Origin of the sequence: Tissierella sp. (assembly GCF_032104385.1) — a bacterium.
GTDB lineage: Bacteria > Bacillota > Clostridia > Tissierellales > Tissierellaceae > Tissierella.
Genome location: NZ_DAMCHJ010000008.1, coordinates 82561 through 106945, shown reverse-complemented (window position 1 = coordinate 106945; position 24385 = coordinate 82561). Strand labels below are relative to the sequence as shown.

General features: G+C 27.7%; 26 protein-coding genes. 7 read left to right on the top strand and 19 right to left on the bottom strand.

What is annotated here, in order from left to right:
- The 3 genes from RT714_RS09745 to RT714_RS09735 form a co-directional block, all read right to left on the bottom strand.
- A complete protein-coding gene (locus RT714_RS09745) occupies positions 1 to 1185 on the bottom strand; it encodes an FAD-dependent oxidoreductase (protein WP_313757379.1) in 1185 nt (394 codons plus the stop codon).
- Between the two features lie 97 nt (positions 1186 to 1282).
- On the bottom strand, positions 1283 to 1882 hold the full coding sequence (locus RT714_RS09740; protein WP_313757378.1) for a HutD family protein: 600 nt from the start codon (positions 1880 to 1882) through the stop codon (positions 1283 to 1285).
- Positions 1883 to 2070: 188 nt separating this feature from the next.
- Positions 2071 to 2355, bottom strand: coding sequence for a hypothetical protein (locus tag RT714_RS09735; RefSeq protein ID WP_313757377.1), 285 nt, complete (start codon positions 2353 to 2355; stop codon positions 2071 to 2073).
- A 133-nt stretch (positions 2356 to 2488) separates the two neighbouring features.
- Here RT714_RS09735 and RT714_RS09730 point away from each other — a divergent pair, with 133 nt between their 5' ends.
- Entirely contained in the window at positions 2489 to 3136 is a 648-nt protein-coding gene (locus RT714_RS09730) for a hypothetical protein (RefSeq protein ID WP_313757376.1), read from the top strand.
- Between the two features lie 5 nt (positions 3137 to 3141).
- On the opposite strand, the gene RT714_RS09725 is transcribed toward RT714_RS09730, so the two are convergent.
- On the bottom strand, positions 3142 to 4044 hold the full coding sequence (locus RT714_RS09725; RefSeq protein ID WP_313757375.1) for an RluA family pseudouridine synthase: 903 nt from the start codon (positions 4042 to 4044) through the stop codon (positions 3142 to 3144).
- 103 nt (positions 4045 to 4147) lie between these two features.
- On the opposite strand from RT714_RS09725, the gene RT714_RS09720 reads away from it, so the two are divergent.
- On the top strand, positions 4148 to 4960 hold the full coding sequence (locus RT714_RS09720) for an NAD(+)/NADH kinase (protein ID WP_313757374.1): 813 nt from the start codon (positions 4148 to 4150) through the stop codon (positions 4958 to 4960).
- Positions 4961 to 5032: 72 nt separating this feature from the next.
- On the opposite strand, the gene RT714_RS09715 is transcribed toward RT714_RS09720, so the two are convergent.
- From RT714_RS09715 to RT714_RS09695, 5 genes are all read right to left on the bottom strand, one after another.
- A complete protein-coding gene (locus tag RT714_RS09715; protein ID WP_313757373.1) occupies positions 5033 to 5548 on the bottom strand; it encodes a hypothetical protein in 516 nt (171 codons plus the stop codon).
- A gap of 173 nt (positions 5549 to 5721) precedes the next feature.
- Complete coding sequence (pepF, locus tag RT714_RS09710; RefSeq protein WP_313757372.1) at positions 5722 to 7524, bottom strand: oligoendopeptidase F; 1803 nt, start codon at positions 7522 to 7524, stop codon at positions 5722 to 5724.
- 14 nt (positions 7525 to 7538) lie between these two features.
- Complete coding sequence (locus RT714_RS09705) at positions 7539 to 8945, bottom strand: penicillin-binding transpeptidase domain-containing protein (RefSeq protein WP_313757371.1); 1407 nt, start codon at positions 8943 to 8945, stop codon at positions 7539 to 7541.
- A complete protein-coding gene (locus RT714_RS09700; protein ID WP_313757370.1) occupies positions 8929 to 10176 on the bottom strand; it encodes an FtsW/RodA/SpoVE family cell cycle protein in 1248 nt (415 codons plus the stop codon). Before RT714_RS09700 ends, RT714_RS09705 begins: the two co-directional genes overlap by 17 nt.
- A gap of 12 nt (positions 10177 to 10188) precedes the next feature.
- Positions 10189 to 10617, bottom strand: a complete 429-nt coding sequence (locus RT714_RS09695) for an FHA domain-containing protein (protein WP_313757369.1) — start codon at positions 10615 to 10617, stop codon at positions 10189 to 10191.
- A gap of 138 nt (positions 10618 to 10755) precedes the next feature.
- Between RT714_RS09695 and RT714_RS09690 the strand changes: the two genes are divergently transcribed.
- The 4 genes from RT714_RS09690 to RT714_RS09675 are packed head-to-tail and all read left to right on the top strand — an operon-like array spanning position 10756 to position 12633.
- Entirely contained in the window at positions 10756 to 11157 is a 402-nt protein-coding gene (locus RT714_RS09690) for a PspC domain-containing protein (protein WP_313757368.1), read from the top strand.
- 11 nt (positions 11158 to 11168) lie between these two features.
- On the top strand, positions 11169 to 11786 hold the full coding sequence (locus RT714_RS09685; RefSeq protein WP_313757367.1) for a RecX family transcriptional regulator: 618 nt from the start codon (positions 11169 to 11171) through the stop codon (positions 11784 to 11786).
- Positions 11787 to 11796: 10 nt separating this feature from the next.
- Positions 11797 to 12042 carry a GIY-YIG nuclease family protein gene (locus tag RT714_RS09680; protein ID WP_313757366.1) on the top strand — a complete coding sequence of 82 codons (246 nt, stop codon included), beginning with the start codon at positions 11797 to 11799 and terminating at the stop codon, positions 12040 to 12042.
- Between the two features lie 27 nt (positions 12043 to 12069).
- Entirely contained in the window at positions 12070 to 12633 is a 564-nt protein-coding gene (locus tag RT714_RS09675; protein ID WP_313757365.1) for a glycerol-3-phosphate responsive antiterminator, read from the top strand.
- Between the two features lies 1 nt (position 12634).
- Here RT714_RS09675 and RT714_RS09670 read toward each other — a convergent pair whose 3' ends face one another.
- The 7 genes from RT714_RS09670 to RT714_RS09640 all read right to left on the bottom strand — a co-directional run bounded on the left by RT714_RS09670 (position 12635) and on the right by RT714_RS09640 (position 19752).
- Positions 12635 to 12931 carry a hypothetical protein gene (locus RT714_RS09670; RefSeq protein WP_313757364.1) on the bottom strand — a complete coding sequence of 99 codons (297 nt, stop codon included), beginning with the start codon at positions 12929 to 12931 and terminating at the stop codon, positions 12635 to 12637.
- A 20-nt stretch (positions 12932 to 12951) separates the two neighbouring features.
- Complete coding sequence (locus RT714_RS09665; protein WP_313757363.1) at positions 12952 to 14457, bottom strand: hypothetical protein; 1506 nt, start codon at positions 14455 to 14457, stop codon at positions 12952 to 12954.
- Entirely contained in the window at positions 14454 to 15854 is a 1401-nt protein-coding gene (locus RT714_RS09660) for a HAMP domain-containing sensor histidine kinase (RefSeq protein ID WP_313757362.1), read from the bottom strand. The genes RT714_RS09665 and RT714_RS09660 overlap by 4 nt, the downstream gene beginning before the upstream one ends.
- 45 nt (positions 15855 to 15899) lie before the next feature.
- A complete protein-coding gene (locus RT714_RS09655) occupies positions 15900 to 16595 on the bottom strand; it encodes a response regulator transcription factor (protein WP_313757361.1) in 696 nt (231 codons plus the stop codon).
- Positions 16596 to 16614: 19 nt separating this feature from the next.
- Positions 16615 to 17463: a polysaccharide deacetylase family protein gene (locus RT714_RS09650; RefSeq protein ID WP_313757360.1), complete on the bottom strand. Its 849-nt coding sequence runs from the start codon at positions 17461 to 17463 to the stop codon at positions 16615 to 16617.
- Positions 17464 to 17644: 181 nt separating this feature from the next.
- On the bottom strand, positions 17645 to 17962 hold the full coding sequence (locus RT714_RS09645; protein WP_313757359.1) for a hypothetical protein: 318 nt from the start codon (positions 17960 to 17962) through the stop codon (positions 17645 to 17647).
- A gap of 59 nt (positions 17963 to 18021) precedes the next feature.
- A complete protein-coding gene (locus RT714_RS09640) occupies positions 18022 to 19752 on the bottom strand; it encodes an ABC transporter ATP-binding protein (protein WP_313757358.1) in 1731 nt (576 codons plus the stop codon).
- A gap of 124 nt (positions 19753 to 19876) precedes the next feature.
- Here RT714_RS09640 and RT714_RS09635 point away from each other — a divergent pair, with 124 nt between their 5' ends.
- A complete protein-coding gene (locus RT714_RS09635) occupies positions 19877 to 21019 on the top strand; it encodes an MFS transporter (RefSeq protein ID WP_313757357.1) in 1143 nt (380 codons plus the stop codon).
- A gap of 3 nt (positions 21020 to 21022) precedes the next feature.
- Here RT714_RS09635 and RT714_RS09630 read toward each other — a convergent pair whose 3' ends face one another.
- From RT714_RS09630 to nagZ, 3 genes are read right to left on the bottom strand one after another with little or no spacing between them, the layout of a single operon-like run.
- On the bottom strand, positions 21023 to 22828 hold the full coding sequence (locus RT714_RS09630) for a hypothetical protein (protein WP_313757356.1): 1806 nt from the start codon (positions 22826 to 22828) through the stop codon (positions 21023 to 21025).
- A 12-nt stretch (positions 22829 to 22840) separates the two neighbouring features.
- Complete coding sequence (locus RT714_RS09625) at positions 22841 to 23038, bottom strand: hypothetical protein (protein WP_313757355.1); 198 nt, start codon at positions 23036 to 23038, stop codon at positions 22841 to 22843.
- Between the two features lie 31 nt (positions 23039 to 23069).
- On the bottom strand, positions 23070 to 24305 hold the full coding sequence (gene nagZ, locus RT714_RS09620; RefSeq protein ID WP_313757354.1) for a beta-N-acetylhexosaminidase: 1236 nt from the start codon (positions 24303 to 24305) through the stop codon (positions 23070 to 23072).
- Positions 24306 to 24385: the final 80 nt, after the last annotated feature.

Genomic DNA, 24385 nt, shown 5'->3' with positions numbered 1-24385 from the left:
TTATTTAAACCTGCTATCCTTTTTAATATATTCATCTATACTTGTATTTGATATTACTGCATTTCTAATGGTATTCATTTCTTTTAAATCTCCAAAAAGAATTGCTCCAACTATTTTATTATCTCGAGTAAATAGCTTATGATGAATATCTCTTTCGTCATCTTTGTATTCATGTACCCTATCAAAATCATCTATAATCCCTGCAGAAAAAAGTTCTATGCTGCCCATTTTTAATGTTGTAAATATCTTAGGTTGATTGTATTCTAATTCTTTGCCCGTCATGTTCGCCCCTGCTACCTTACCTTGCTCATTTCCAGCCGTCCAAAGTCCTAATACCATTCCATCTATTTCAACCACATCTCCTGCAGCATATATATTAGCTATATTTGTTTTTAAATGTTTATCAACTATTACACCTCTATTACATTCTATTTCTGTATACCTAACTAAATCTAAATTTGGTCTGATCCCTGAAGATACTAAGATGCCGTCAGATTCAATCTTCCTTTCCCCATTTAATTTTATACCAGTGACTACACCATCACCTAATATCTCTTCTGCTTGTGATGAAAGATAAATTTTGAAACCATGTTCAGAAAGTTTCTTTTCTAGTTTATCTGATATTTCTTTATCCAATTGTCTAGGTAATAGATATGGTGCAAATTCTATTATACTTACTTCTTTGTCTAATTCCTTTAATGCCCATGCCGCTTCAAGTCCTAAAAGTCCTCCTCCAATTAATGAAACATCATTACAAGATTTCAGATACTCTTTTATATAATGTAAATCCTTTAAAGTTCTCAAGGCAAATAATCCCTCTTTATATTTTCCATTAATAGGAGGAATAAACGGACGACTTCCCGTTGCTATTAGCAACTTTTCATAGCCTATTTCTTGTCCATCATCAAGTCTTACCTTATTATTTGTAATATCAATATCCTCAACAACTTTTCTAAGAATAACCTTTATATTTTTATCTTTATACCAATTTTCTTTACTGACTAATAGTTCTTCATCAGTAAATTCTTTAGACATATATTCAGTTAATTTTACTCTATAATAAGTAAGGGTTGATTCACTACTTATCATTATAATAATACCTTTTTCATCATTAGCTCTTATTTCCCTAGCAGCTGCAAGTCCCGCTATTCCATTACCTATAATTAAATATTTTGTCTTCTCCATATTGTATCTCCTCCTAAAATCACTCTTTCTAATTATTACCCACTTTGAGAAATATTACACAAAAGCCTTCATCTTTATGAAGGCTTTTGTGTAGAATTTATATGTAGATTCTTGCTAATAAAATATAAGTAGGATTTTGAGATTTTATATTTAAGTTTAAATCTAAATTTTTATTCAATTTAATCAAAAAAATTTCAAAAGGTCTAATAATATTTATCTCTTTATCAATATTAATATATACTGTATCATTATAGGTATATAAAAAATAAAAAATTTCATTAAAATTAGATTGATTTTCCTTTATTAAAGAATATTCTTTATTTATATAAATACTTTCAAGTTCTCCTCTCACTCCACTTCCTAACATTAAATTAAAATCTTTTACTATTCCATAACTTGTAGTATTTATGCCTCCGTCAAATTCATATATCTCAAAAGGTTTTAAATTAATATAATCTTTATGATTATGTGTTAACTTAAGTTCTCCATTAAGCGGTGTAATAAATCTATGTATTCCTTCTAATTTGGTAAACTCTGATTTTCCCAATTCCACAGTAGCAGAGCTTAATCTAAATTTAAAATTACGAGCATCGTAATTTGAATCTTCTGGATATATAAATAATTGTGTAGTCTTTCCCCCTGACCATTCTGTTGTTATATGATCATTTTCTTTAATTAATTTTTTAACAACTTCCATATTATTCACTTCCAATTTCTAATTTTATCAAAATCACAGTTTATACTCTTTATTTTAAAATTTACCATACCTATATATTAACATTAATTTATCTATTTGTAATTAATTCTTTCATTAATAATTTCTATAAACATAAGTTTTATGTTAAATTCTATCAACAAAAAGAAGGGTAAATAACCCTCCTCATCTTACTTGTTTTTATTTAGTAACTCTAGTACTTTATTCAACTTAATATTTTGCTCTTCATTTAACATAGGTCGAATAGTGTCTAGTTTTTCTAATATTGAAGCATATTGCTCCTCGCTTATCTTATCTTCCATATCAGATTTTACTTTTATAATCTCTACAAATATATCATCTTCTGACTTATCCATATACTTATCTGCAAGATTTTCAATTATTGAAATCTCTTCATCACTAGGAGTATATCCCTCAATCTTATCAATAATATTTTTCATTTTTTTATCTTCCATTTTAATCCCTCCCTTTCTTATATCATAATTTATGAAATATAAAATAAATATATTACTAAAAGATATTGCAACTATTAATCTAGCGCTGCATATAATGAGTATTATATCTATTCTATAGTCAGGGGGGCTGGTTTTGGATAATAATATTTTAATATTTATAATTCTTTTAATATCTGGAAAAAATCAAGGTAACAAGTTAACAGGGTTAAATACCTTAGAAAATTTTGTAAATACTATGGAGATTGATACTAAATATACTTTGGAAAAAATTAGAATGGCAAAAAAAGTTGGGACATATTTCCCTGAACAGTACATACCTTTGATAAATAAATCAATATTATTTACTGAACGTATTATGAAAATAAACGAATTAATTGAATTCATGAAAAATGAAGAATATCAATATATTAAAGAAGCCACAATGGTAGATAATAATAAAGATAGGATGAATAAAATAATAAATGTACTACAAAAAGAAGCTTCTAGATCAGAAACTAAAAATGTTGGAATGATTATGGATTTAATTATAAATATGGATACGTATAAAAAAATGTTTTCAGTATTAACTTCTGTAATGAATAGTCAAGGTGGATTAAAAGATCCTGCTCAGTTAATGAATATACTCACACCTTTAATGGATAATGACGATCTAAAAAACAAAGATAAATTTAAAGAAATGGGCAAGATGATGGAAATAATGAAAATTCTAAATTCACCAAAGCAAGAAACTATGGAAGAGAATAAAAAAATAGAGATAATAGAAAAACCATCTAAAGAATAAGTATTTTACTTATTCTTTAGATGATCTATTAATTTTTTCATATCCTTAGGTAATGGGGCAATAAATTCTATATCCTTTTTCGTCCTAGGATGCTTTACTTTTAAATAATATGAATGGAGGGCTTGCCTCTTTATATAGGGACTTTCTTTATTATATAAACTATCTCCAATTATTGGATGACCTATATGGTCTAGATGAACCCTGATCTGATGTGACCTTCCTGTAAATATTTGTACATCAAGTAAAGTTGCATCTTTATATCTTTCAATAACAGTATATTTAGTTAATGCCTCTTGACCTTTCTCAGTTACTACTTTTCTAATACTCTTATCTTCTTCTCTACCAATTGGCAAGTCAATATAATCTTCATCCTTTTCTACAATACCATCTACTATTGCCTGATATTTTTTCTCCACTTTATTAGATTCAAATTGTAACGCCATCTGCTGATGAGCAAAAGGATTTTTTGCCACTATTAATATTCCAGTAGTATCCATATCTAATCTATTGACAAATCTTATTTTCTTTTTTATACCTTTTTCCTTAAAATAATAAGATATTCCATTGGATAAAGTATTTTCTTGATGGGATTTTGTTGGATGTACAACGATATTTGGCTGTTTGTTTAAAATTAAAAAATCAAAATCTTCATAGACAATATCTATATCCATTTTCTCTGGCTTTGTGTTTTCATTTTCATCTTCCATATAAATAGAAACTACTGCTCCTTTTTCTAGAGTTAATCCTTTCCGCTTAAATTTACCATTCACATATATCTGCTTTGCCTTATATAGTTTTCTAAACAATCTTCCTGATATATCATTACTGGAAAGAAAATCTTCTAAATCCAGCCCATCCTCTTGGACTTCAAAAACAACAATATTTTCACTTTCTTCAAATAAATTCATATTTCCCTCCAAATTTTCTTATCTTTATTATATAATATTGGTAAACTAATTATATCAAATTTTATTTAATTTTAAAGGCTAAAACCATTTAGGGGGTCAATTTGTGAAACTTACGGATAACAGAATAATAAATATTATTTCAAATTATAACTTCGAATCAAAGAAAACATCTAAACTTTTATCAGAAAAGCTTAAATATAAAGGATTTTATATTCCAGAAAATTATAGCGATAATGCAGAGCTTAATATATGTGTAGGTGGTGATGGAGCTTTTCTACGTGCAATACATCGTAACAAGTTTCCAAATACCCCATTTGTAGGAATAAATACTGGACATTTAGGTTTTTTTCAAGAGATATTACCAGAAAACATAGATGAGTTTATTGATAAATATATAGAAAAGGATTATATCGTAGAAGAAATTTCATTAGTAAGTGCAAATATATGTACTAAAAACAAGACTTTTTTTCTAACTGGTGTTAATGAAATAGTTATTAAGGGACTTAAATCAAAAGTTGTTCATTTAGAAATATTTATAGATGGCAATCATTTAGAACGCTTTAGTGGTGATGGAGTTATTATATCAACACCTGTAGGCAGTACTGCCTATAACTTTTCTAGTGGTGGCAGTATAATTTATCCATCCTTGAAAACCTTGCAACTCACCCCATTATCCCCTATTAGTTCAAAAGCTTATAGATCTCTACCAAATAGTGCAGTAATACCTGGAGATATAATTATATCTATCAGACCAGAACTTAGATATGAAAATTCAATTTTAGTTATAAATGATGGAGTTGAGTTTAAATATAATAATATTACAAGTATTGATTTAAAAATTTCCGATAAAACTATTAAAAAATTAAACTTTGATAAGAATATGTATTGGAATAATCTTAAGAGTAAATTTTTATAGAAAACTTTTCCTAACAAATACAAATAGAATTCACTACTCACTTGTAGAAACTAGTAGTGAATTCTATTAAACTTACTCATAGTGGCTATAGATTTCAATATATTCATCTATATAATTATTTTTAATATGATTTTTATCTTTAATATTTTCAAATTTTAATAGTTCCTCATAATTATCTTTTAAATACTCAAGATTAAATTTATAGTCTTCTTTACTCGTTTTACTGCCACTATGTCTTTTTATTAAATCCACAACATAGTTTTCTTCAAATATTACACCATACATACTTGGCATATCTTTAGGCTTTATGTCCATCTTGACCTCAACTGATTTATTGGCAAACTTGTCCATTACAATTTTCTCAACTAATGAATATTCATCTTCAATCTCATATTTTTCTAATAGCTCTGTTAATTTTATACTTAATGTTCCCAAACCCATTCTTTCATCAATAATATTTTCAATATCCATCTTTTTTATGCCTTTATTATCATAATATTTATAAATATTACTTTTAGTCTTTATAATAAAAACAACTATGAAAGTTATTATCAAAGCATAGAATAATACAATCTTTTTCTTATTCATACTATCATCTCCTATTGAGAATAGGTTATTCATAACTTTAATTATCTTTTAAACAAATATATATCTAAATCTATTATAGCTAGAAGTATTATAGATAATATATGAACATATCATTGAAATAGAATCCGGTCTTGCTTGTACAGTAACCATCTCTTTCCCCCTTATATTTATACCTATATTAGCTTATCCATTTCATCAACTAGCTTACTAAATAATTTCATTGCATTACTTACTGGTTCTTCTGTTGTCATATCTACTCCTGCTGATTTCAATACATTTATCGGATAATCTGAACTTCCACTCTTTAAAAAGTTTATATATCTATCTACTGCTGGTTTTCCTTCTTGTAATATTTTTTCAGACAATGCCACTGCTGCAGAATAGCCTGTTGCATACTGAAATACATAATAATTATAGTAAAAATGAGGTATTCTTGCCCATTCCATTCCTATTTCGTCATCCACTACCATATTTGGTCCATAATACAATTTATTAATATCTTTGTAGGTTTCACATAGATAATCTGCAGTTATAGCTCCGCCACTTTCAAGATATTCATTTATTATTTTTTCAAATTCTGCAAACATAGTTTGTCTAAACACTGTAGTTCTAAAGCTTTCTAGATAATGATTTAATAAATATAATCTCTCATTTTTATCTTTAACATTCTTTAACATGTAGTCCATAAGTAAAGCTTCATTTGCTGTTGACGCAACTTCTGCTACAAATATAGAGTAATTTCCATAAACGAAAGGCTGTGTCTTTCTTGTAAAATAGCTATGGATTGAATGCCCTAATTCATGAGCCACTGTAAACACATTATCCAATGTGTCATGATAATTTAATAATATAAATGGTTTGGAATCATAGGAACCTCCTGAATATGCACCAGATCTTTTGCCCCTATTTTCATATATATCTATCCACCTTGAACTAAATCCTTCTTCTACTACTGCCATATACTCTTCACCAAGGGGAGTTAATGCCCTTTTTACTATTTCTACTCCTTCTTCATATGGTATCTTCAAATCTACATCTTTAACTATTGGAGTATATAAGTCATACATATGAAGTTCTTCTACTCCCAAAGCTCTCTTTCTGATTTCCATATACTTATACATACTGCCTAGATTATTATGAATTGAATTGATTAAATTATCATATACAGATAAAGATATATTATTTTGATTTAAAGATGCTTCTCTACTTGATTTATATTTTCTTACATTTGAATTAAATATATTGTTTTTTAAATCTCCATTTAGTGAAGCTGCAAATGTATTTTTGAATCCTTTATAAGTATTATATAGTGCTTCAAAAGCTTTTTTTCTTACATCTCTATTCTTTGATTCCATAAGTGGAATAAAATTACCATGAGTGATTTCCACATCTTTGCCATCTTCATCCTTAATAGTCGGGAACTTCAAATCAGCATTATTTAGCATTGAGAATATCTTCTGTGGTGAATTTCCCACTTCTCCCATTTGAGCCAATATAGATTCTTCTCTAGAAGAAAGTATATGTTCTTTTTGTCTCATTATATCTTCAATATATTGTTTATATACCTTCAATTCAGGCTTTTCCTGAAAATACCTATCTAATGTATTAGGCTCTAAAGTTAATATCTCCGGCACTAAAAATGAAGTTTTTTCTTCTACTTCTACATACAAACCTAGACCCTTGTCTGATAGTTCTTGAGATTTTCCTTCTCTAGTATCTTCATCTAATTTCATATGAGCATATGAATATAAATGTTCTGTTATTCTATATAAATCATCTTTATCTCTAAGTACATTATAAAAATTTTCAGCACTGGAGACTACTCCACCTTTATATAAGATAAAATCTCTAGCCATTTCCTTAGCTTTATTATAAGATTTCTCCCATTCATTAAAATTAATAAACATAGACTCCAAATCCCACTGATGTTCTTTTTTAATATCTTTTCTCTCAAGTATTTCTTTATTACTTTCCATCCAATTACCTCCTTTTAATCTTTGATATTATTTATTGCATGAATCATAATGTCCCTAGCTATAGGTGCTGCAGATTTCCCTCCAGTTGACCCTTCCTCCTCTAATATCACTGCAATTGCAATTTTGGGCTCATCTGCTGGTGCAAAGCCGACAAACCATGCATGAGACTTACCTGAGGAATTCTCAGCAGTACCAGTTTTTCCAGCTACTTTTATATTTTTTATTCTTGCATTCTTCCCCGTTCCTGATTTTACTACATCTACCATCATATCTTTAAGTTCATTAGCTGTAATAGAATCAGTTCCTTGGGATAAAACTTCAGTAGTATTATTTTTTAAAACCTTATTATTTTTAGATATAATCTCTTTAACCAGAATAGGTTTTACTATCTGTCCTTCATTTGCTATTCCAGATACTATTAAAGCCATATTCAATGGTGTAACTAATACTTTCCCCTGCCCTATTGCTGCAGCAGCTATATCTGTTTTATCTAAATTCTCTTTAAAAGGAAACTGTGAACTTTTAATAGGTAAATCAAAGGGAATATTATTATTTATCATAAATCTTTCTGCTGTATTCCCTATTCTATCTTTCCCTATTTCAATGGATTTTGTAGTAAAATATGTGTTACATGATTTAATCAATGCTTGTCTTAAATCTATATTTCCATGTGCTTTTCCTTGATAATCTTTAAATACATAACCATTAATATTTGTACTACCTGTACAGTTATAAGATTCCTCTAAATTTGCTGTGTTTAGGGCAGCAATAGTAGTTATAAGTTTAAATGTAGAGCCTGGTGGATATAGCCCTTGTGTAGCTCTATTAATAAGTGGACTATCAGGGCTTTCTGTTATTGCCTTCCAATCTGCCTTCAAATTTGCAACATCAAAGTCTGGAAGACTAACCATTGCATATATCTCTCCTGTACTAGGATTCATAGCCACAATAGAACCCTTCTTACCCTTTAATAATGTTCTTGCTTTAGCTTGGAGTTCATGATCTATAGTCAGCTTAATGGAATTTCCTTCAGTTGTTGGTGCTACAATATTCTTTATTTCATTTATTGCAGCATTTTCATTTATATTTAATAATGTATTATTGTATTGAAGCTCTAAACCTGACTTGCCATATTCTCTGTAACTATATCCTATTATATGACTATATAACCTACCATATATATAATATCTTTTATAAGTATCATCTATTTTTTCACTATAGGCTAATGTTTTTCCATTTCTATCATATATAGAGCCTCTTAATATTGATTCTTCATTAATCCATAATCTTTTATTATAGCTGTTATTTTTTATTGCTTCTGCTTCAAAAATTTGAAAATAACTAATATATATTATTAAAGATATAAACATTAGGCAAAGTCCTATTAAAACAACAACTATTCTTTTATTCTCCTTGTTCATCAGCATACTCCTTTACTTCTATTTCCTCAGAGCATACTTGCAATACTCCAAGGGCAATAAAACTAGACACTATTGAACTGCCTCCATAGCTTACAAAAGGTAAAGTTAATCCTGTTAATGGTATCATCTTAAGCACCCCACCTAATATAATGAAAGATTGTATACCAAATAAAGTACTGATACCTAAAGCAAGTATTTTATAAAATTGATTTTCCTGTGATATTCCAATTTTAAAACCTCTATATACTAAAATCATAAACAACATTATTATGCCTATCCCAGTAAATATTCCCATTTCTTCACAAATAGCTGAAAAAATAAAATCTGTATATACAACAGGAATAAAATCTGGATATCCAAGTCCCAAACCACTGCCAAAAAATCCACCTTCAGCAATGGCAAATAAAGACTGGGTTATTTGATATCCCTGTCTTTCTATATATTTCCAAGGATTCAACCAGGCTTGAAACCTAATTTTAACATGGTCAAATAATGTGTACCCCAATATACCCCCAATGGCAAAAAAACCAATATTATATAATACTAATTTTCTGTCTTCTTCATAAATAAATTGTATTGCAATAAATATGGCATAAAAAACTAAGGACGTCCCTAAGTCTCTTTGTAAAAACAATAATGTAATAAAGGAATATACTATTCCCATTAAATAATACGATGAATACTTTCTTTCCTTCCATTTTGAAATATTGGAATAATAAGCTGCTAATATAAAAATAAGTAAAAGCTTCGTAATTTCAGCTGGTTGAAAAGCAATTTTCCCTAGACTTACCCAGTTTATAGCTCCCTTTTTTCTACTTCCAAATATAAAAGTTATAAAAAAGAGAATATAAGCTCCAGCTATATAAAGATAAATCCAATTTCCCCATCCTCTTATATATTTTAAAATAAAATAAGTTATAAAAAATATAAATATACCAGCGGACAACCATATTAGCTGTTTAATACCTAGCCCCTCGTCAATTCTATATATCATTATAATACCTATGGATATTAGCATAGTAACAATTAAAAATATATAATTATCTCCGGTTGAAACTTTAGTTAGTAAATAATTGGATAAATATATTACTAATACCAATCCTAATCCCGTTCCCAAAGTTAATTTATCAATTTTTTCTCCTTGATAAATTAATAATAAAAGCAAAGCCAAAATTTCAAAAACAAATAATAAATTTCTTGGGGATTTTCCCTTAATTACTCTTTTAAACATAATATTCTCCTATCATCTATCTACAAATAAAAATTCTATTTGCCCTACTCTAATAATATCTCCATCATTTAATCTTACTACATCAAATATCCTATCTCCATTTAAATATGTTCCATTAGCACTATTCAAATCTTCCAAATAGTAATCTCCTTCATCTTCTATTATTTGGAAATGCCTTTTGGAAACAAAGGGATCCTTTACCACAATATTATTATCTCCATGTCTTCCTAAAGAAATAACTTCTTTAATAAAGTAATATTCCTTCATTTTAAATGGCAATGAATCCTTTCTATTAATAAGTTTTAAATATACATTAGCATCTGAACTTATTCCCTCAATTCCTCTTATGTCTAGATAAATAAGTCTAATAATACTGAAAATAAATAGATATATAATTACAATAAATATATATTTGAATAATAAAGCTAATATATTATACATAGCTACCTCCAAAATTCTCTTTATTTACTTATGTTATCATAAACCTTATAGATTGTGAATTAGTTTAAATTTTTATAACGCCTATTTAAACAATCACAAAAATCTGATAAAATATTATACAAGAAATGAGGTGTTAATTTGAATAAAATAAAACGTTCTAAAAATAATAGAGTATTTTCTGGTATTTGCGGTGGTATAGGAGAATATTTTAATATTGACCCTACTGTAGTCCGCATTGCTTGGATATTAATTGGATTACCATCTTTTGGTACTACAGTGTTAGTTTATCTAATTTGTGGTTTAGTTATACCTGAAGATGACGGAATTATTTATAGCGATGATTACAGTGTACGTAATGAGAAACTTCGCAACAACACCCCTTTGCTCATAGGTGGTGGATTAATAATTTGGGGTAGTTTTATGTTAGCTAGGGTAATCTTTCCTTGGTTCACCTTCCAACTAGCAAGTCTAAGGAAGTTTTGGCCAATATTATTAATTTTATTGGGTATATATATATTGATTAATCAAAGAGATAAATAAAAGGAGTTATTATGAAAATTACCAGCATTGAACCACAAAGAAATAAAAACAGAGTTAATATTTATGTGGATAATATATTCTCCATAGGAATTGACGAAGAATTAAGATATAAATATAAATTAGAAATTGACATGGAAGTAAATGATGAATTTATTAAAGAAGTATTAGAAGCTGAGGAACGAAGTAAAGTTTTGAATCATGCACTGAACCTACTATCTTATAGGCAAAGATCAGAAAACGAGATATATAATGCTTTGAAACGTAAAGGTTTTGAAAGCTCACATATAGAATATGCTATGAATTACTGTAGAGAAAATCGGTATTTAGATGACAAAGATTTTGCCCAATCTTTTATTAAAGATAAGACAAATCTAAATAAACTTGGTCCAAAAAGAATAAGATATGAATTGATATTAAAAGGAATATCTAAGGATATAATAGATGAGCTTCTTATTGTTGACTATGAGGAACAATATGAAATAGCAATGGAAATAGCATTAAAAAAACTAAAATCTTATAAAAATGATGATTACAATAGTATATATAGAAAACTTTCTGGTTTTCTGCAAAGAAAAGGATATTCTTATGATATTATCTCTAAAGTAGTTAAGGATATTTTGAAAGATTAGGTGATTAAGTTTGTGTTATGTATATATTTTGCAGTGTAATGACAATACTCTTTATACAGGTTGGACTATAAATTTAGATAAAAGAATATCTATGCATAATTCAGGTAAAGCTTCTAAATATACTCGTTCTAGATTGCCAGTACAGCTAGTATATTTTGAAGAATTTAATAATAAAATAGATGCACAAAAAAGAGAGTATGCAATAAAGCAATTCTCTAGGCAACAAAAACTAAAACTTATAAAAGCTCATAATTAAATAATAGAAAGTTCTAGAGGTGAGATAATGGTTCACTTTTTTGATAGAATCCTACGAAATCCTATAATTGCAACTGTTCAAGACTTAAATAGACTAGATGATGCCTTAAAGTCTCCTTGTGAAATTATATTTCTTACTACAGGAAATATATTCTATTTAAAAGAAATAACAAATAAAATAAGATTAGAAAATAAAGGTATATATATATATATTGATTCTATTGATGGTTTTTCCAAGGATACTTTGGGCTTAGAATATATAATTAAGAATATTTCTCCCGATGGAATAATAACAGAGAAAAGCCATTTAGTAAAATTAAGTAAAGATATGGGTGTATTCACTATACAAAGATTATTTATTTCTAATTCACATTCTCTTAACAATTCCATATCTTCTATAAAACAAATACGTCCCAATGCTGTCGAATTGTTGCCTGGCATAATGCCTAAAATAATAAAAAATATTATTGACGAAACAAAAATATCCGTAATTGCCAGTGGTTTAATTACGGATAAATATGATTTAAACTCTAGTTTAGATGCTGGTGCCATAGGAATAGCTACATCTAATAAAATTCTTTGGGATATTTAACCTATTCCCTACCTTTTTTTAATATTCCAATAATAAGTCCTGTAGATAGTCCAATAAATCCAGAAACCATTGTAACCATAATAATTAGCAGTCTATTAACTCTATCTAAATTAGAACTATCATTTCCTATATAAAATAAATTGTATATTCCAATAATCATTAAAACAAATCCTGGGATATATTTTATAAATCTATTTTTTTTGAAAATAAAATACATTACAGAAGTAATAATTATTGCACTAAATATAAATATCCCCAATATTTTTGCAAATTCCAAATGAACTATGAACTCATTCATTCCCATCCCCCATTTTTTGCTTAATATTTTATTACTTCCGTTTCATTTTTCAAAAATTCTTCTTCCCATAACATAGTATATCTACCTGTAGCCCATTCTGCCATAATAACAGTTTCTGAATTATCCATTTTAATTCTACCTATTTCATTTTGAGATATTTCATTGTTATTAATTGAATATAATAATAAATTTCTTCTAGTCACGATTATTATTATATCTTCATTAGGTGATGTAAAAGCATCTATAGCTTCAGGTACTTTTGATTTTACAATGCTCCAGGGTATAGTCAACTTATCGTAATTAACTAATTCTTTAGGAGGAATTGTTTTTATATTATAATCCTTATAATATTCTTCGTCATCACTTTTATAATTTATTCTTCCCTTCATAATCCAGTATCCATTTCTTCGAGCTAATCCAAAACTTTCCTCATCCAGTAGTATATTTGAATTTGTTTTAATTGCATTTTGAGCACCTTCTTTAAATACGCTCAATCCCTCTTGACCAATTATATCTGAAATTTTAATAGGTCTTTCATCTTCTAAGTGATCAATTGGATAAACTTTTAAGTTTCTTTTCCCATTTGATAAATCAATTAATTCTGTAGAGATATAATCATTACCAATGTATAAAATATTCTTAAGTATAGATGGATATAAAGTCTTTGCCCTTGATTCCAAAAGAGCTCCAAATGAGTAGGCTTCTCTATTATCAAGAAATTCTTCTTTAATATCCCCTTTTTGTATTGCTTTAATTTTATCATTTAAAGAGTTATCTATATTTTCTCTTTCTACATTTACTAACCAAAATCCTTTTTTTCTTGGTACTAATAGATTTCCCATTTCATATATAGAAGCTATACTACGATTATTTGCTCGAATCCAAATAGTCTTATATTCCCAGGTATCAAGATGATTCGTTTCATCATAAAAGCGAGATTTTATTCCTAAAAGGATGCCTGAACGTAAAGTATCAACTTCCTCAGTATTTGAAATTCTCATGATACTCTCTTCAATATTTATATACCTATCAATTTCTTCCTTACTTATTTGGTCAACACTCTTTTTTAAAAAATAAAATCTATCTTCAATAAATGTAATCATTTCATTATCATTATATTTAATAAATTCATGAAAATATTGATCATTACTATATATGGTTATTATTTGAGCATTATCATCTGAAATCCCCAGTTCTTTAGGTTCTATTTTATATTTATATAATAAATAATCAGCAAGCTTTACATTCTTCAATCTATAGGTTGGTTCTATAGCATAATTCTCACCTATTACTATAGCAGATTTATGAAATAAAGCTTCTTTTCCCGTTAAATTTTCAGAATCTTCTACTTCTCCTTTTTTATAAGGACTATCAATGAACTTATCCATAGTCCATTTTCCTTCTATAGGTGGCAAATTATTTTCTGGAGTCTTTATCCTATCTTTTATTTCAAATTTATTAACACTACAAGAACTTAAAAAAACAACTAGGATTATAGTAGATATAATCAAATATACTTTTTTCATTTAAAAGCCTCCCTTAGTGGCAGCTTTATAGTTACCTTCGTTCCTTCGTTAATATTTGATGTTATTTCCATAATTCCATTATGAAGTTTAACGATTTCATCACAAATAGATAACCCAATCCCACTATGGGATTTACTATTTTTGCCTTTATAAAATTTTTCCTTTATCTTAGGTAAATCCTCTTCAGATATGCCAATTCCTGTATCCTTTACTTCTAATACTAGATTATCATCTTCTTTATATGCATTTAAAATGACCTTACCATCTTCTGATGTAAATTTAAATGCATTATCTAAGAGATTGATAAGTACTTGCTTTATTCTATTTTCATCTCCAAGCATATATCCAAGACCTTGATCTATATTTATAATAAATTCAATTCTATTATTTATAGCTCTAGGAGTTAATTGTTTTCCAATCATTCCAATTGTATCCTTTATCTGGAACTCATCATTTTCTAACTTTATTCTTCCAGAAACAAATCTAGAAAAATCCAGAAGATCTTCAACCATATTACTAAGTCTATCACTTTCTTTTTCAATTATCTCAAGTCCATCTAATACAATTTCATTTCCACCAAAGTCTTCAGATTTTAGTGTAATAGCCCATCCTTTTATAGATGTAAGTGGAGTGCGAAGCTCGTGGGATATAGAAGATATAAAGTCATTTTTTATCTGCTCTTTCTTGATTAATTCTTCAGCCATATAATTTAATGTATCTGACAATTTACCAATCTCATCTTGCAACTGAATATTACTTCTGACTTTAAGCTGTCCATCAGCCATTTTTTCTGCTATCTCTGTCACTTCTTTAAGAGGTCTTACAATTGAATCTGCAAGAAAAATACTTACTATACCAGAGATAAATATAACTATAAGTCCCATCCCCAATAATAAAAAAGAAATAGATTTTATCATATCATTTGTTCCTTTAAGAGAGGTAATAAATCTAATAAGTCCTATAATTTTATCTCTATCCTTTATAGGTATAGAAACAGACATTACTGGGCTATTATAATAGTTTACATTTCCTACCCAAACACCCTTTTGCCCATTTACTGCATTTTTTATATCTGGATACAAATTAGAATTATCATTTGTAACCCCTAATGAATCCATTAATAACTCACCATCAAAATTAAGTATCTGAACTTGTGCTGTTGTATGTTGCCAAAATGCATCTACATCGTCTACAACAGTATCTTCCAATGTATCAGATGAAAAATATCTTAAATAATAATCTATAGAAAACTCTATTTGATTAGTAAGTATATCCTCAATATTTTTATAATAATAATCCTTTACACCGTTTATGAGAACAATCTCTAAAATAACTACAGTTATAATAATTATTAGCATAAAGTTCTTAACCAATCTAATTTTTATACTTTTTTTCATTTATATTTCCTCTACTCTCAATACTATAGCTAATCGATAGATTTTTTAATCTACATTCTTCCATCTATATCCAATTCCCCAAACCGTTTCTATAAAACTAGGATTACTAGAGTCATATTCTATTTTAGCTCTAAGTCTTCTGATATTCACATCTACAATTTTAGAATCCCCTACAAAGTCATATCCCCATACTAGGTTTAAAATCTCATCTCTTTTAAAAGCTCTTCCAGGATTTTGAAGAAAGAGTTTAGCTATAGCATATTCCGTAGGAGTAAGTTCTATTTCACAACTTTCTTTATAAAACTTACGAGAATAAGTATCTATTTCAAAAGGTTTAGAAACTAATATAGTGCTTTCCTCTATGTCCTCCGATGACTCTATCCTTCTTACTAAAGATTTTACCCTCAAGACTAACTCCGTTGGATTAAATGGCTTAGTCATATAATCATCTGTTCCATATTCTAACCCCATTATTTTATCTACATCTTGAGATTTAGCCGTTAGCATTATTATCCCTAAATTTGGAAATTCTTCTCGTAAAACCTTACATACTTGAAATCCATCAATTCCTGGTAGCATAATATCCAGAATTACCATATCTATTTTTTCTTTTCTTGCTATTGCTATTCCTTCTTCTCCACTTTCAGCTTCAAGTACTTTGAAACCATTTCTCTCTAAGTTTATTTTTACAAACTTTCTTATAGAAGATTCATCTTCTACCACAAGAATTGATTTATCCATTAAAAATCACATCCCAATCTTAGTATTGATCCAATGCCCTAAATTCGTACCCTTCTTTTATAAGATAATCTATTATTTCAGGCAAAGCTTCCACTGTTGTTTTCTTAGCATCAGTATCATGCATTAGTATAATAATTTCCTTCTTCCCTTTAGCTGTAGACTTTAATCTATTTACTAATTTATCTTTTGGCAAACTTACTCCTTCTGCATCGCCATTTAACGCATTCCAATTGTAATTTTTATATCCCAAATCTCCTGTCACCTTTAAAAACTTTTGCTTATGCTTTTCAAAAGAACCACCTGGTAATCTTAATAATTTTGTTTCAAAATCTTCTCCTAAAATATCTTTAAGTACCTTTTCTGTTAATTTTAATTCCCCTAAAAAATTATTGGTATTTTTATAGATATAACCATAATTATGACTATAAGAATGATGTCCAATTGAATGGCCTTCTTCATTAATTCTCTTTATCATATCTGGATTAAGTTTTGCCATTCTCCCTAAAACAAAAAAAGTAGCTTTAATATCATATTCAGATAATATGTCTAATATTGCAGGTGTTGATTGTTTAGACGGCCCATCATCAAAGGTTAAATAAGCTATTTTACCATTTTTAACTCTTTCTTCTGCAATTTTTTCTTCTTCTATTCTTTTAGCTTCCATTTCAGCTTTAAATCGCTCTTCTTTAATTTGTCTGATTTCTTGATCTAATGCTCTATTAATAGGATTTTTTTCTCCCATTATATCTAAGGTATCTACTACACTTACAGCTACAACTGTATTCGTCGAATTAAAAAAGAACTTTACTGATGTACTGCCAATTAAAAATAGTATAATAGCAGCTAAAAAAACATGTTTTCTTTTCATTTATGTCACCTCTCTATATATTGACTATGCTATATTTAATTCTAGCATATTATAAATATTAATTCTATTGGTTACAAATAAATTAATAAATAGTTACAAAGCTTTTACATTTTATATTCTTATATATATATTTCCCAAAAAACAATATTCAAACTAAAATAGGCTGCTTTCAGCCTATTTATTATAATGGATAAAAACTTTGATTTCTTCTGAATATCTCTGAAATCAATAATATTGTTATTAAATCCCTAAGAATCCTACTCCTTCCATAAAACACCCTTTGCTCAGCTCTGACTCTTCCTCTATACCTTCTTTCATATGGATCTTCATGTATCTCTGGACATTCATGTACCATTTTTATATATATGTCATCAACCATTTTCTCCATTTGCTCCTTAGTAATATTCTCCATAGAATAATTTTCATCCAAATGTTCATTTACTGCTGCTATAACCTTAGGATAGATTCTGTAATATAATTCAGGATAATCATAATACATAAAAACACCTCCCCTTTATATTCCTTTAATATAATATGATATGGGAGATGCTTTTGATACTATTCTTCCAATAAATCCTTAAATTGAGATTTATATAGCTTAGCATATAAATTATCTTTTTTTAACAATTCTTCATGATTTCCACTTTCTGCAATTCCATCAGAAGTCAATACTAGAATTTCATCGGCATTTTTTATTGTTGATAATCTATGGGCTATTACTAATGTGGTTCTTCCCTTAGATAAATCTTCCAAAGATTTTTGTATCATTATTTCAGTTTCATTATCAAGTGCTGAAGTAGCTTCATCTAGTATTAAAATTGGAGGGTTTTTTAAAAATAATCTGGCAATTGAAATTCTCTGTTTTTGCCCTCCAGATAATTTTACTCCTTTCTCACCTATATAGGTATTATATCCATCTGGTAAAGATAATATGAAATCATGTATTCTTGCTTTTTTAGCTGCCTCAATTATTTCTTCATCCTTTGCCTCAGGATTTCCATATATTATATTATCTCTAATTGTACCAGTAAATAAAAATACTTCTTGCTGAACTAATCCTATTTTCTTTCTCAAGCTTTTAATTTTAATATCCCTAATGTCTATATCATCTACTAATATTTCTCCTTCTTCTATTTCATAAAATCGTGGAATAAGATGACATAGTGTAGTCTTTCCTGCACCTGAAGGTCCAACTAAAGCTATAGTTTTTCCTGCATCAATGGAAAGATCCAAATTGGAAAGTACTGTATTCTTACCATTATTGTAACTAAAGGATACATTATTAAATTTAATATTTCCCTTTACATCATCTAATTCTATTGCACATTCTTTATCGGTAATATCAGATTCTATATTCATGATCTCAATAAACCTTTCAAATCCCGTCATACCATCTTGAAATTGTTGAGAAAATTCAGACAACCTTCTGATTGGCTGCATAAAGAAATTAACATAAAGAGTGAATGAAAACAAATCCCCAAAATTAATTATATCCCTATATACAAAATAACCACCAAGACTTATTACTAATAAATTAAGTATACTTGACATAATTCCAATTCCTGCTAAAAATTCAGCCATAACTTTGTATGACCCTTTCCTGGCATTGCTAAATTTAAGGTTTCCCTCATTAAACTTTTCGATTTCATACTCCTCATTGGTAAATGATTTTGCAACTCTAATTCCTGAAATACTATTTTCAAGTTGTGAATTTACGTTTGCAATCTTTTTCCTTACTTCCCTAAATGAATTTGACATTCTATTTCTTTTTGACATAATAAACCATATTGCAATAGGAATAAATGTAAATAGAATTAAAGTAAGCCTCCATTCAATTCTAATTAGCACTACAAAAGAACCTAATAGCATTACTAAAGATATAAATAAATCCTCTGGTCCATGATGAGCAAGTTCTGTTATATCTCTCAAATCATTTACTATTCTAGACATTATATGACCTGTCTTAGTATTGTCATAATAGCTGAAAGGCAAAGATTGTAAATGAGAAAATATATCTCTTCTCATATCATGCTCAATTTTAACACCCAAAATATGCCCCCAGTATAATACGATATAATTGCTTATATATCTAAGAATAAATAATAAAATCATTATAATCGTCCATCTCACTAACAAATCCATTCTGCCTTCTGGGATTATGTTATTTATCATCTTTCTAGTGAAAATCGGAAAAATCAGATCAGATATAGATATAAGAAGGGCAAAAAACATATCTATAAAAAATAATTTTTTATAGGGTTTATAATATGATGCAAATCTTTTAATCAAATAATCACTCCCCTTAACAATTTAATAAAATATTTCGAGTCACGAACATTATATAATAGCTTTGCTTTTTTTTCAATTGTATTATAATATATACTCATTAATCATTAAAGATTGGAGGCGTAAAATGAATAGTATATTAATGTTTTTAACTACATTCTTAATTCAATTGATAATAGCCATGGAAATGGGCATAGTTGGTCCTTTAGCACCTTTTCTTGCTAATCATTTCTCCATAAAAGAGGGTATGGTAATATTATTTAATCTAGGATACTCAGCTATTGGTTTTTTAGTTCCTTATCTAGGGGTATTTGCCGATAAACAAGGTAAGAAAAAAAGTCTAGCCATATCACTAATTTTATTTATATTTGGCTCTATTGTTGGTGGTTTTGCAAAGTCTCCATATGTTTTTGCCTTTGCTAGAATATTCATTGGCTTCGCTTATTTTTCTATAAGTGGTACAAATCTTTCCTACATATCTGAGTTTATCTCCTATGAAAATCGTGGAAAAGCCTCTGGTTTACTTAGAACAGCCTTTGGTATTGCTATCCTAGTTAGTCCTATTTACGCTACCTATTTAGTAAGTAAATATAATAATCTTATGGTGATATATATGCCCTTAGCTATTGTAGGAATATTATCTTTAATTTTATTAAGTTATTTACCAGAAACCAATAAATCACCTAATGTAAAGGTAGATAAAAATGAATTCTTATCCCTTTTGAAAAGTTCAACTGCTAAAAAAGTATTAATTACTGTATTTCTATTACTTACTGCACCATCTTTAATATTAAATTATCTGAGTATATATTTATCAAACAATTTCAACGTTTCCCAAGTAAATATTGGAATTTCCTATACCATCATTGCCATTGGTACAATCTCTGGAATCCTTTTTTCTGCAGTCTTTTCAGATAAACTTGGTAAATTTAAAATATCTAAAATATTGTTTGCTATTATGGTATTGGCCATAGCTCCAATCCCTTATTTTCATTCTTTATTTTTTGTACTAGGATTTACAACAGTATTTTCCTTTGGATTGGATGGTGGTTGGACTTCTTACCAAGCATTGTGTTCAGAAATTTTTCCTGAAAAAAGAGGAACTTTTATGAGTTTGTTCTATACTATGAACGCTATAACAATAACATTTTATAGCATAGTTGCCCCTGTTATTTATAATTTTGGAGGTTTTAAACTTATCATAGGAATAGCTAGTTTTTCGTCAGCTTTAGCAATTATTATTATATCTAAACTTCATATAAAAGAATAGCCTCTATTCTACAGTTTTAGTATCACTAATTATTCTTAATACCAAATAATTAATCATATAGATAAGTGTTATGATTCCTGTATCGTTTAATATAAAGCCTATTAAAGAAGTGATGATGATTATCATTGCTTCTTTTTTTAGAATTTCATTATTTATTATAGTTTTCTTCATATTTTTAAGTATAATTATTTGAAAAATCAATACTATAGAGAATGGTGGCAATATTGTTAATTTAAAAAGTTCCTTAGCTTTAAAAGATGCCATAGATACCAATTCATATATGCCATTTTCCTTCAGTCTATAGAAAAATCCAAGGGCATGAGTATTTTCTCCTGTAATATTATCAATCATTATGTTTAAAGCAAATATAGATATACCTATTAAAAAAAACAAAAGTAATTTTCTATAATTATTTTTATCGGAGAAAAATAAAACACAAACCATAATTCCAAATAATATAATAGATGTTATAAATCCACCAGTATTAGCCCCAAAGTATGTTGATAATACCAGCATATTTATAATAAAAATAGATAATCCAATAAGTCTTTTTATGGTTATATTTACTGATTCAGTTATACTAAAAAAACTTAATATGGAAGAAACTAATAAAATTCCCATAATCCCATTATTCAGTCCATAGTACCTTGCTCCATAAACTAGATTATTGAATCCTATATAGGAATTGTAAATCATATTAGGGTATAAACATATACCTAGAACAATTATACTATATGTTAATATACTCAAAATTTTAGTTAAATCTATTTGTCTTTCTATAATAAATCTTGTAATTAAATAAGATATTGATATATGAATAACTAAATACGGTAAAAAAGTCTTATGAAATTCAAACAATCCCAATATTAAAGATGTAAAGATATTTACCAAGGTAAAAGCATATATATTATATATCCCTTTATTCAATTTATTAAACTTCAAAATCCATATTCCAAGTAGTACTTGAGAAAAATAGGCGAATCCATGAAATAAATATGCAATAATTAATAAATTCATATTTTTTTTATATATATTTTCAAATTCTTTTTTAGGATTCTCTACTTCTACGAATTTAAATGGTTTCCCTATATCAATTTTCTTTCCATGTCCATATGTCTTTTTTATTTGATATGAAATATCTTCTAAAGCAATAAATCCTTCTCTTTTAGTAGATAAACTCGTCAATAAACCACTATTTTTTCCATTAATATAAATAATTGGAACAAGATATCTATTTAATAGATACTTATCTTTCATAGCAACAGTTTTTGGCAAAACAATTATCTGTTCATCTTTATAACTATTTAAGTATTTATTTAAAATATCTACTTTATTTTTATCACCTTCAATTTCATACTCTAAAACCAATACGTCAGATTTATTTAATAAAGCATCTGTTTTTTCTATTAACCAGCTATAATTGTATATTATAAAATCTTCACTATAATTAACATTCCCTTCCTTATTTCTAACTAAAAAATAAGCTTTACCATCTCCTATATAAGAGACTTTTTCTTCTTTTAAGATATCTCCTAAATAGTTTATTTTTATATCTTTTTTACCAATATCCTTTAAACTCAGCTTCTTACCAGTATTTATAGATAGATATAATCCTTCTTCCGAATATGGTGGTCTGGATTTTAAATTTACAAAGCCTAGATTACATTTATCAAGTGATAATTCTTCCACTGTTTTTATTGATAACTCGTCAACTATTACTATAATAGAATTTACATTTTCAGCAAATATATTGTTAGGCCTTAATATTATTAAAGCCAATATTATTAACTTTATTATTTTTTTCATCATAATAAATCCACCTTAATATATAATTGCACTCAAAATCCTAAATATTCCTAATAATAAGGGAAAGTCCCTGGTCAAAGCCTTATATCTACTATCTTTCACCATATATCTTTTTTTGCTAAAAATTCTTTGTCCATCTACAATATCTATATTATAGTTTTTTTCTATATAAAAAAATACTCCTATAAATATAAAACATATTCCAATTATCAATGTATCAGCCCCCTACAATTTAACTAAAATATTATCTATTAATATGATTAATTAACTCCTTAGTATCTTTATTTAATGTTTCTAAGTCTATTGTATTAATTATCTTATCTTCTAAATCATACTTTCCCTTAAGTTTTAGGATTCTATAGACCTTGTCATCTATATCTTTCTCTTTTAAATCTCCAATCTTTACTGCTTCTTTTATTCTCTCAAATACTTTTTCTGGATTATCCTTCCCATGACAAATTAAAGCTATATCACCACCTGACTTAAGAAATGATAACACTGCTTCCTCTAGAGTATAATTTTCAACGATTGCACCCATGGTCATATCATCAGATATAACAACGCCATCATATCCTAAATCTTCTCTTAGAACACTTTGAATAAGTTTTGGAGACATAGTTGCGGGATAATTTTTATCTATATTAGGATAAAGTATGTGTGCTACCATTACTATATCTACATCTTTACTAATGGCCTCTATAAATGGAACTAATTCAAATAATTTTAACTCATCCATGGTTTTATTTACTTTAGGTAATTTAATATGTGAGTCTGTATCTGTATCTCCATGTCCTGGGAAATGTTTTACTGCTGGTATTATTCCCATATCTCTCATTCCCAGCAATACTTCCAATCCATTGTTTACTACTTGGTCTATAGTGGTTCCAAATGCTCTATCTCCTATTACTGGATTTTGAGAATTAGAATTAATATCTAGTACTGGTGCAAAGTTTATATTGAATCCTAGTGAGCCTACTCTTTTACCTAATATCTTACCAAAATTATAAGAAATATCTTTATCATTTATATCTCCTATTTTCATAGCTTCTGGAAGTTTTACAAATGATTTAGATAATCTACTAACTCTTCCACCTTCCTCATCTATAGATAAGAATAAAGGTATATCATTATTAGAATTTTCTTCCTTAGTTTTATTAAGAAGTCTCAAAGTCTGGTTTTCATCTACTATATTTCTTGAAAATAGTATAAATCCTCCAACCTTCAATTCTTCTATAAAATTTCTAATTTCTTCATTAACATCAGTTCCATCAAAACCAATAATCATCAATTGCCCTATTTTTTCCTCTAATGACATGGCTCTAATCTTATCTTCTATGCTATCTGCTGGCTCTTTATTTTCTTCTTTAAAATCATTGTTTTCTTCAATATTAGGTTTTTCTATATCTAATTTCTTATGATTGCATCCTACAATGAAAATAGTAATTACTAATAATATAAAAATTCTTAGATATAACTTCATTTAATCACCTTTTTCTTATGTTATATTAATTTTATTATAGTTTTACCTTATTTACAATAAATATAAAGTTAATGGAGGGA

Coding starts and splice junctions, on each gene's coding strand:
- RT714_RS09745 (WP_313757379.1), bottom strand. CDS start 1,185: ATGGAGAAGACAAAATATTTAATTATAGGTAATGGAATAGCGGGACTT.
- RT714_RS09740 (WP_313757378.1), bottom strand. CDS start 1,882: ATGGAAGTTGTTAAAAAATTAATTAAAGAAAATGATCATATAACAACA.
- RT714_RS09735 (WP_313757377.1), bottom strand. CDS start 2,355: ATGGAAGATAAAAAAATGAAAAATATTATTGATAAGATTGAGGGATAT.
- RT714_RS09725 (WP_313757375.1), bottom strand. CDS start 4,044: ATGAATTTATTTGAAGAAAGTGAAAATATTGTTGTTTTTGAAGTCCAA.
- RT714_RS09715 (WP_313757373.1), bottom strand. CDS start 5,548: ATGAATAAGAAAAAGATTGTATTATTCTATGCTTTGATAATAACTTTC.
- pepF (WP_313757372.1), bottom strand. CDS start 7,524: ATGGAAAGTAATAAAGAAATACTTGAGAGAAAAGATATTAAAAAAGAA.
- RT714_RS09705 (WP_313757371.1), bottom strand. CDS start 8,945: ATGAACAAGGAGAATAAAAGAATAGTTGTTGTTTTAATAGGACTTTGC.
- RT714_RS09700 (WP_313757370.1), bottom strand. CDS start 10,176: ATGTTTAAAAGAGTAATTAAGGGAAAATCCCCAAGAAATTTATTATTT.
- RT714_RS09695 (WP_313757369.1), bottom strand. CDS start 10,617: ATGTATAATATATTAGCTTTATTATTCAAATATATATTTATTGTAATT.
- RT714_RS09685 (WP_313757367.1), top strand. CDS start 11,169: ATGAAAATTACCAGCATTGAACCACAAAGAAATAAAAACAGAGTTAAT.
- RT714_RS09675 (WP_313757365.1), top strand. CDS start 12,070: ATGGTTCACTTTTTTGATAGAATCCTACGAAATCCTATAATTGCAACT.
- RT714_RS09670 (WP_313757364.1), bottom strand. CDS start 12,931: ATGAATGAGTTCATAGTTCATTTGGAATTTGCAAAAATATTGGGGATA.
- RT714_RS09665 (WP_313757363.1), bottom strand. CDS start 14,457: ATGAAAAAAGTATATTTGATTATATCTACTATAATCCTAGTTGTTTTT.
- RT714_RS09660 (WP_313757362.1), bottom strand. CDS start 15,854: ATGAAAAAAAGTATAAAAATTAGATTGGTTAAGAACTTTATGCTAATA.
- RT714_RS09655 (WP_313757361.1), bottom strand. CDS start 16,595: ATGGATAAATCAATTCTTGTGGTAGAAGATGAATCTTCTATAAGAAAG.
- RT714_RS09650 (WP_313757360.1), bottom strand. CDS start 17,463: ATGAAAAGAAAACATGTTTTTTTAGCTGCTATTATACTATTTTTAATT.
- RT714_RS09645 (WP_313757359.1), bottom strand. CDS start 17,962: ATGTATTATGATTATCCTGAATTATATTACAGAATCTATCCTAAGGTT.
- RT714_RS09635 (WP_313757357.1), top strand. CDS start 19,877: ATGAATAGTATATTAATGTTTTTAACTACATTCTTAATTCAATTGATA.
- RT714_RS09630 (WP_313757356.1), bottom strand. CDS start 22,828: ATGATGAAAAAAATAATAAAGTTAATAATATTGGCTTTAATAATATTA.
- nagZ (WP_313757354.1), bottom strand. CDS start 24,305: ATGAAGTTATATCTAAGAATTTTTATATTATTAGTAATTACTATTTTC.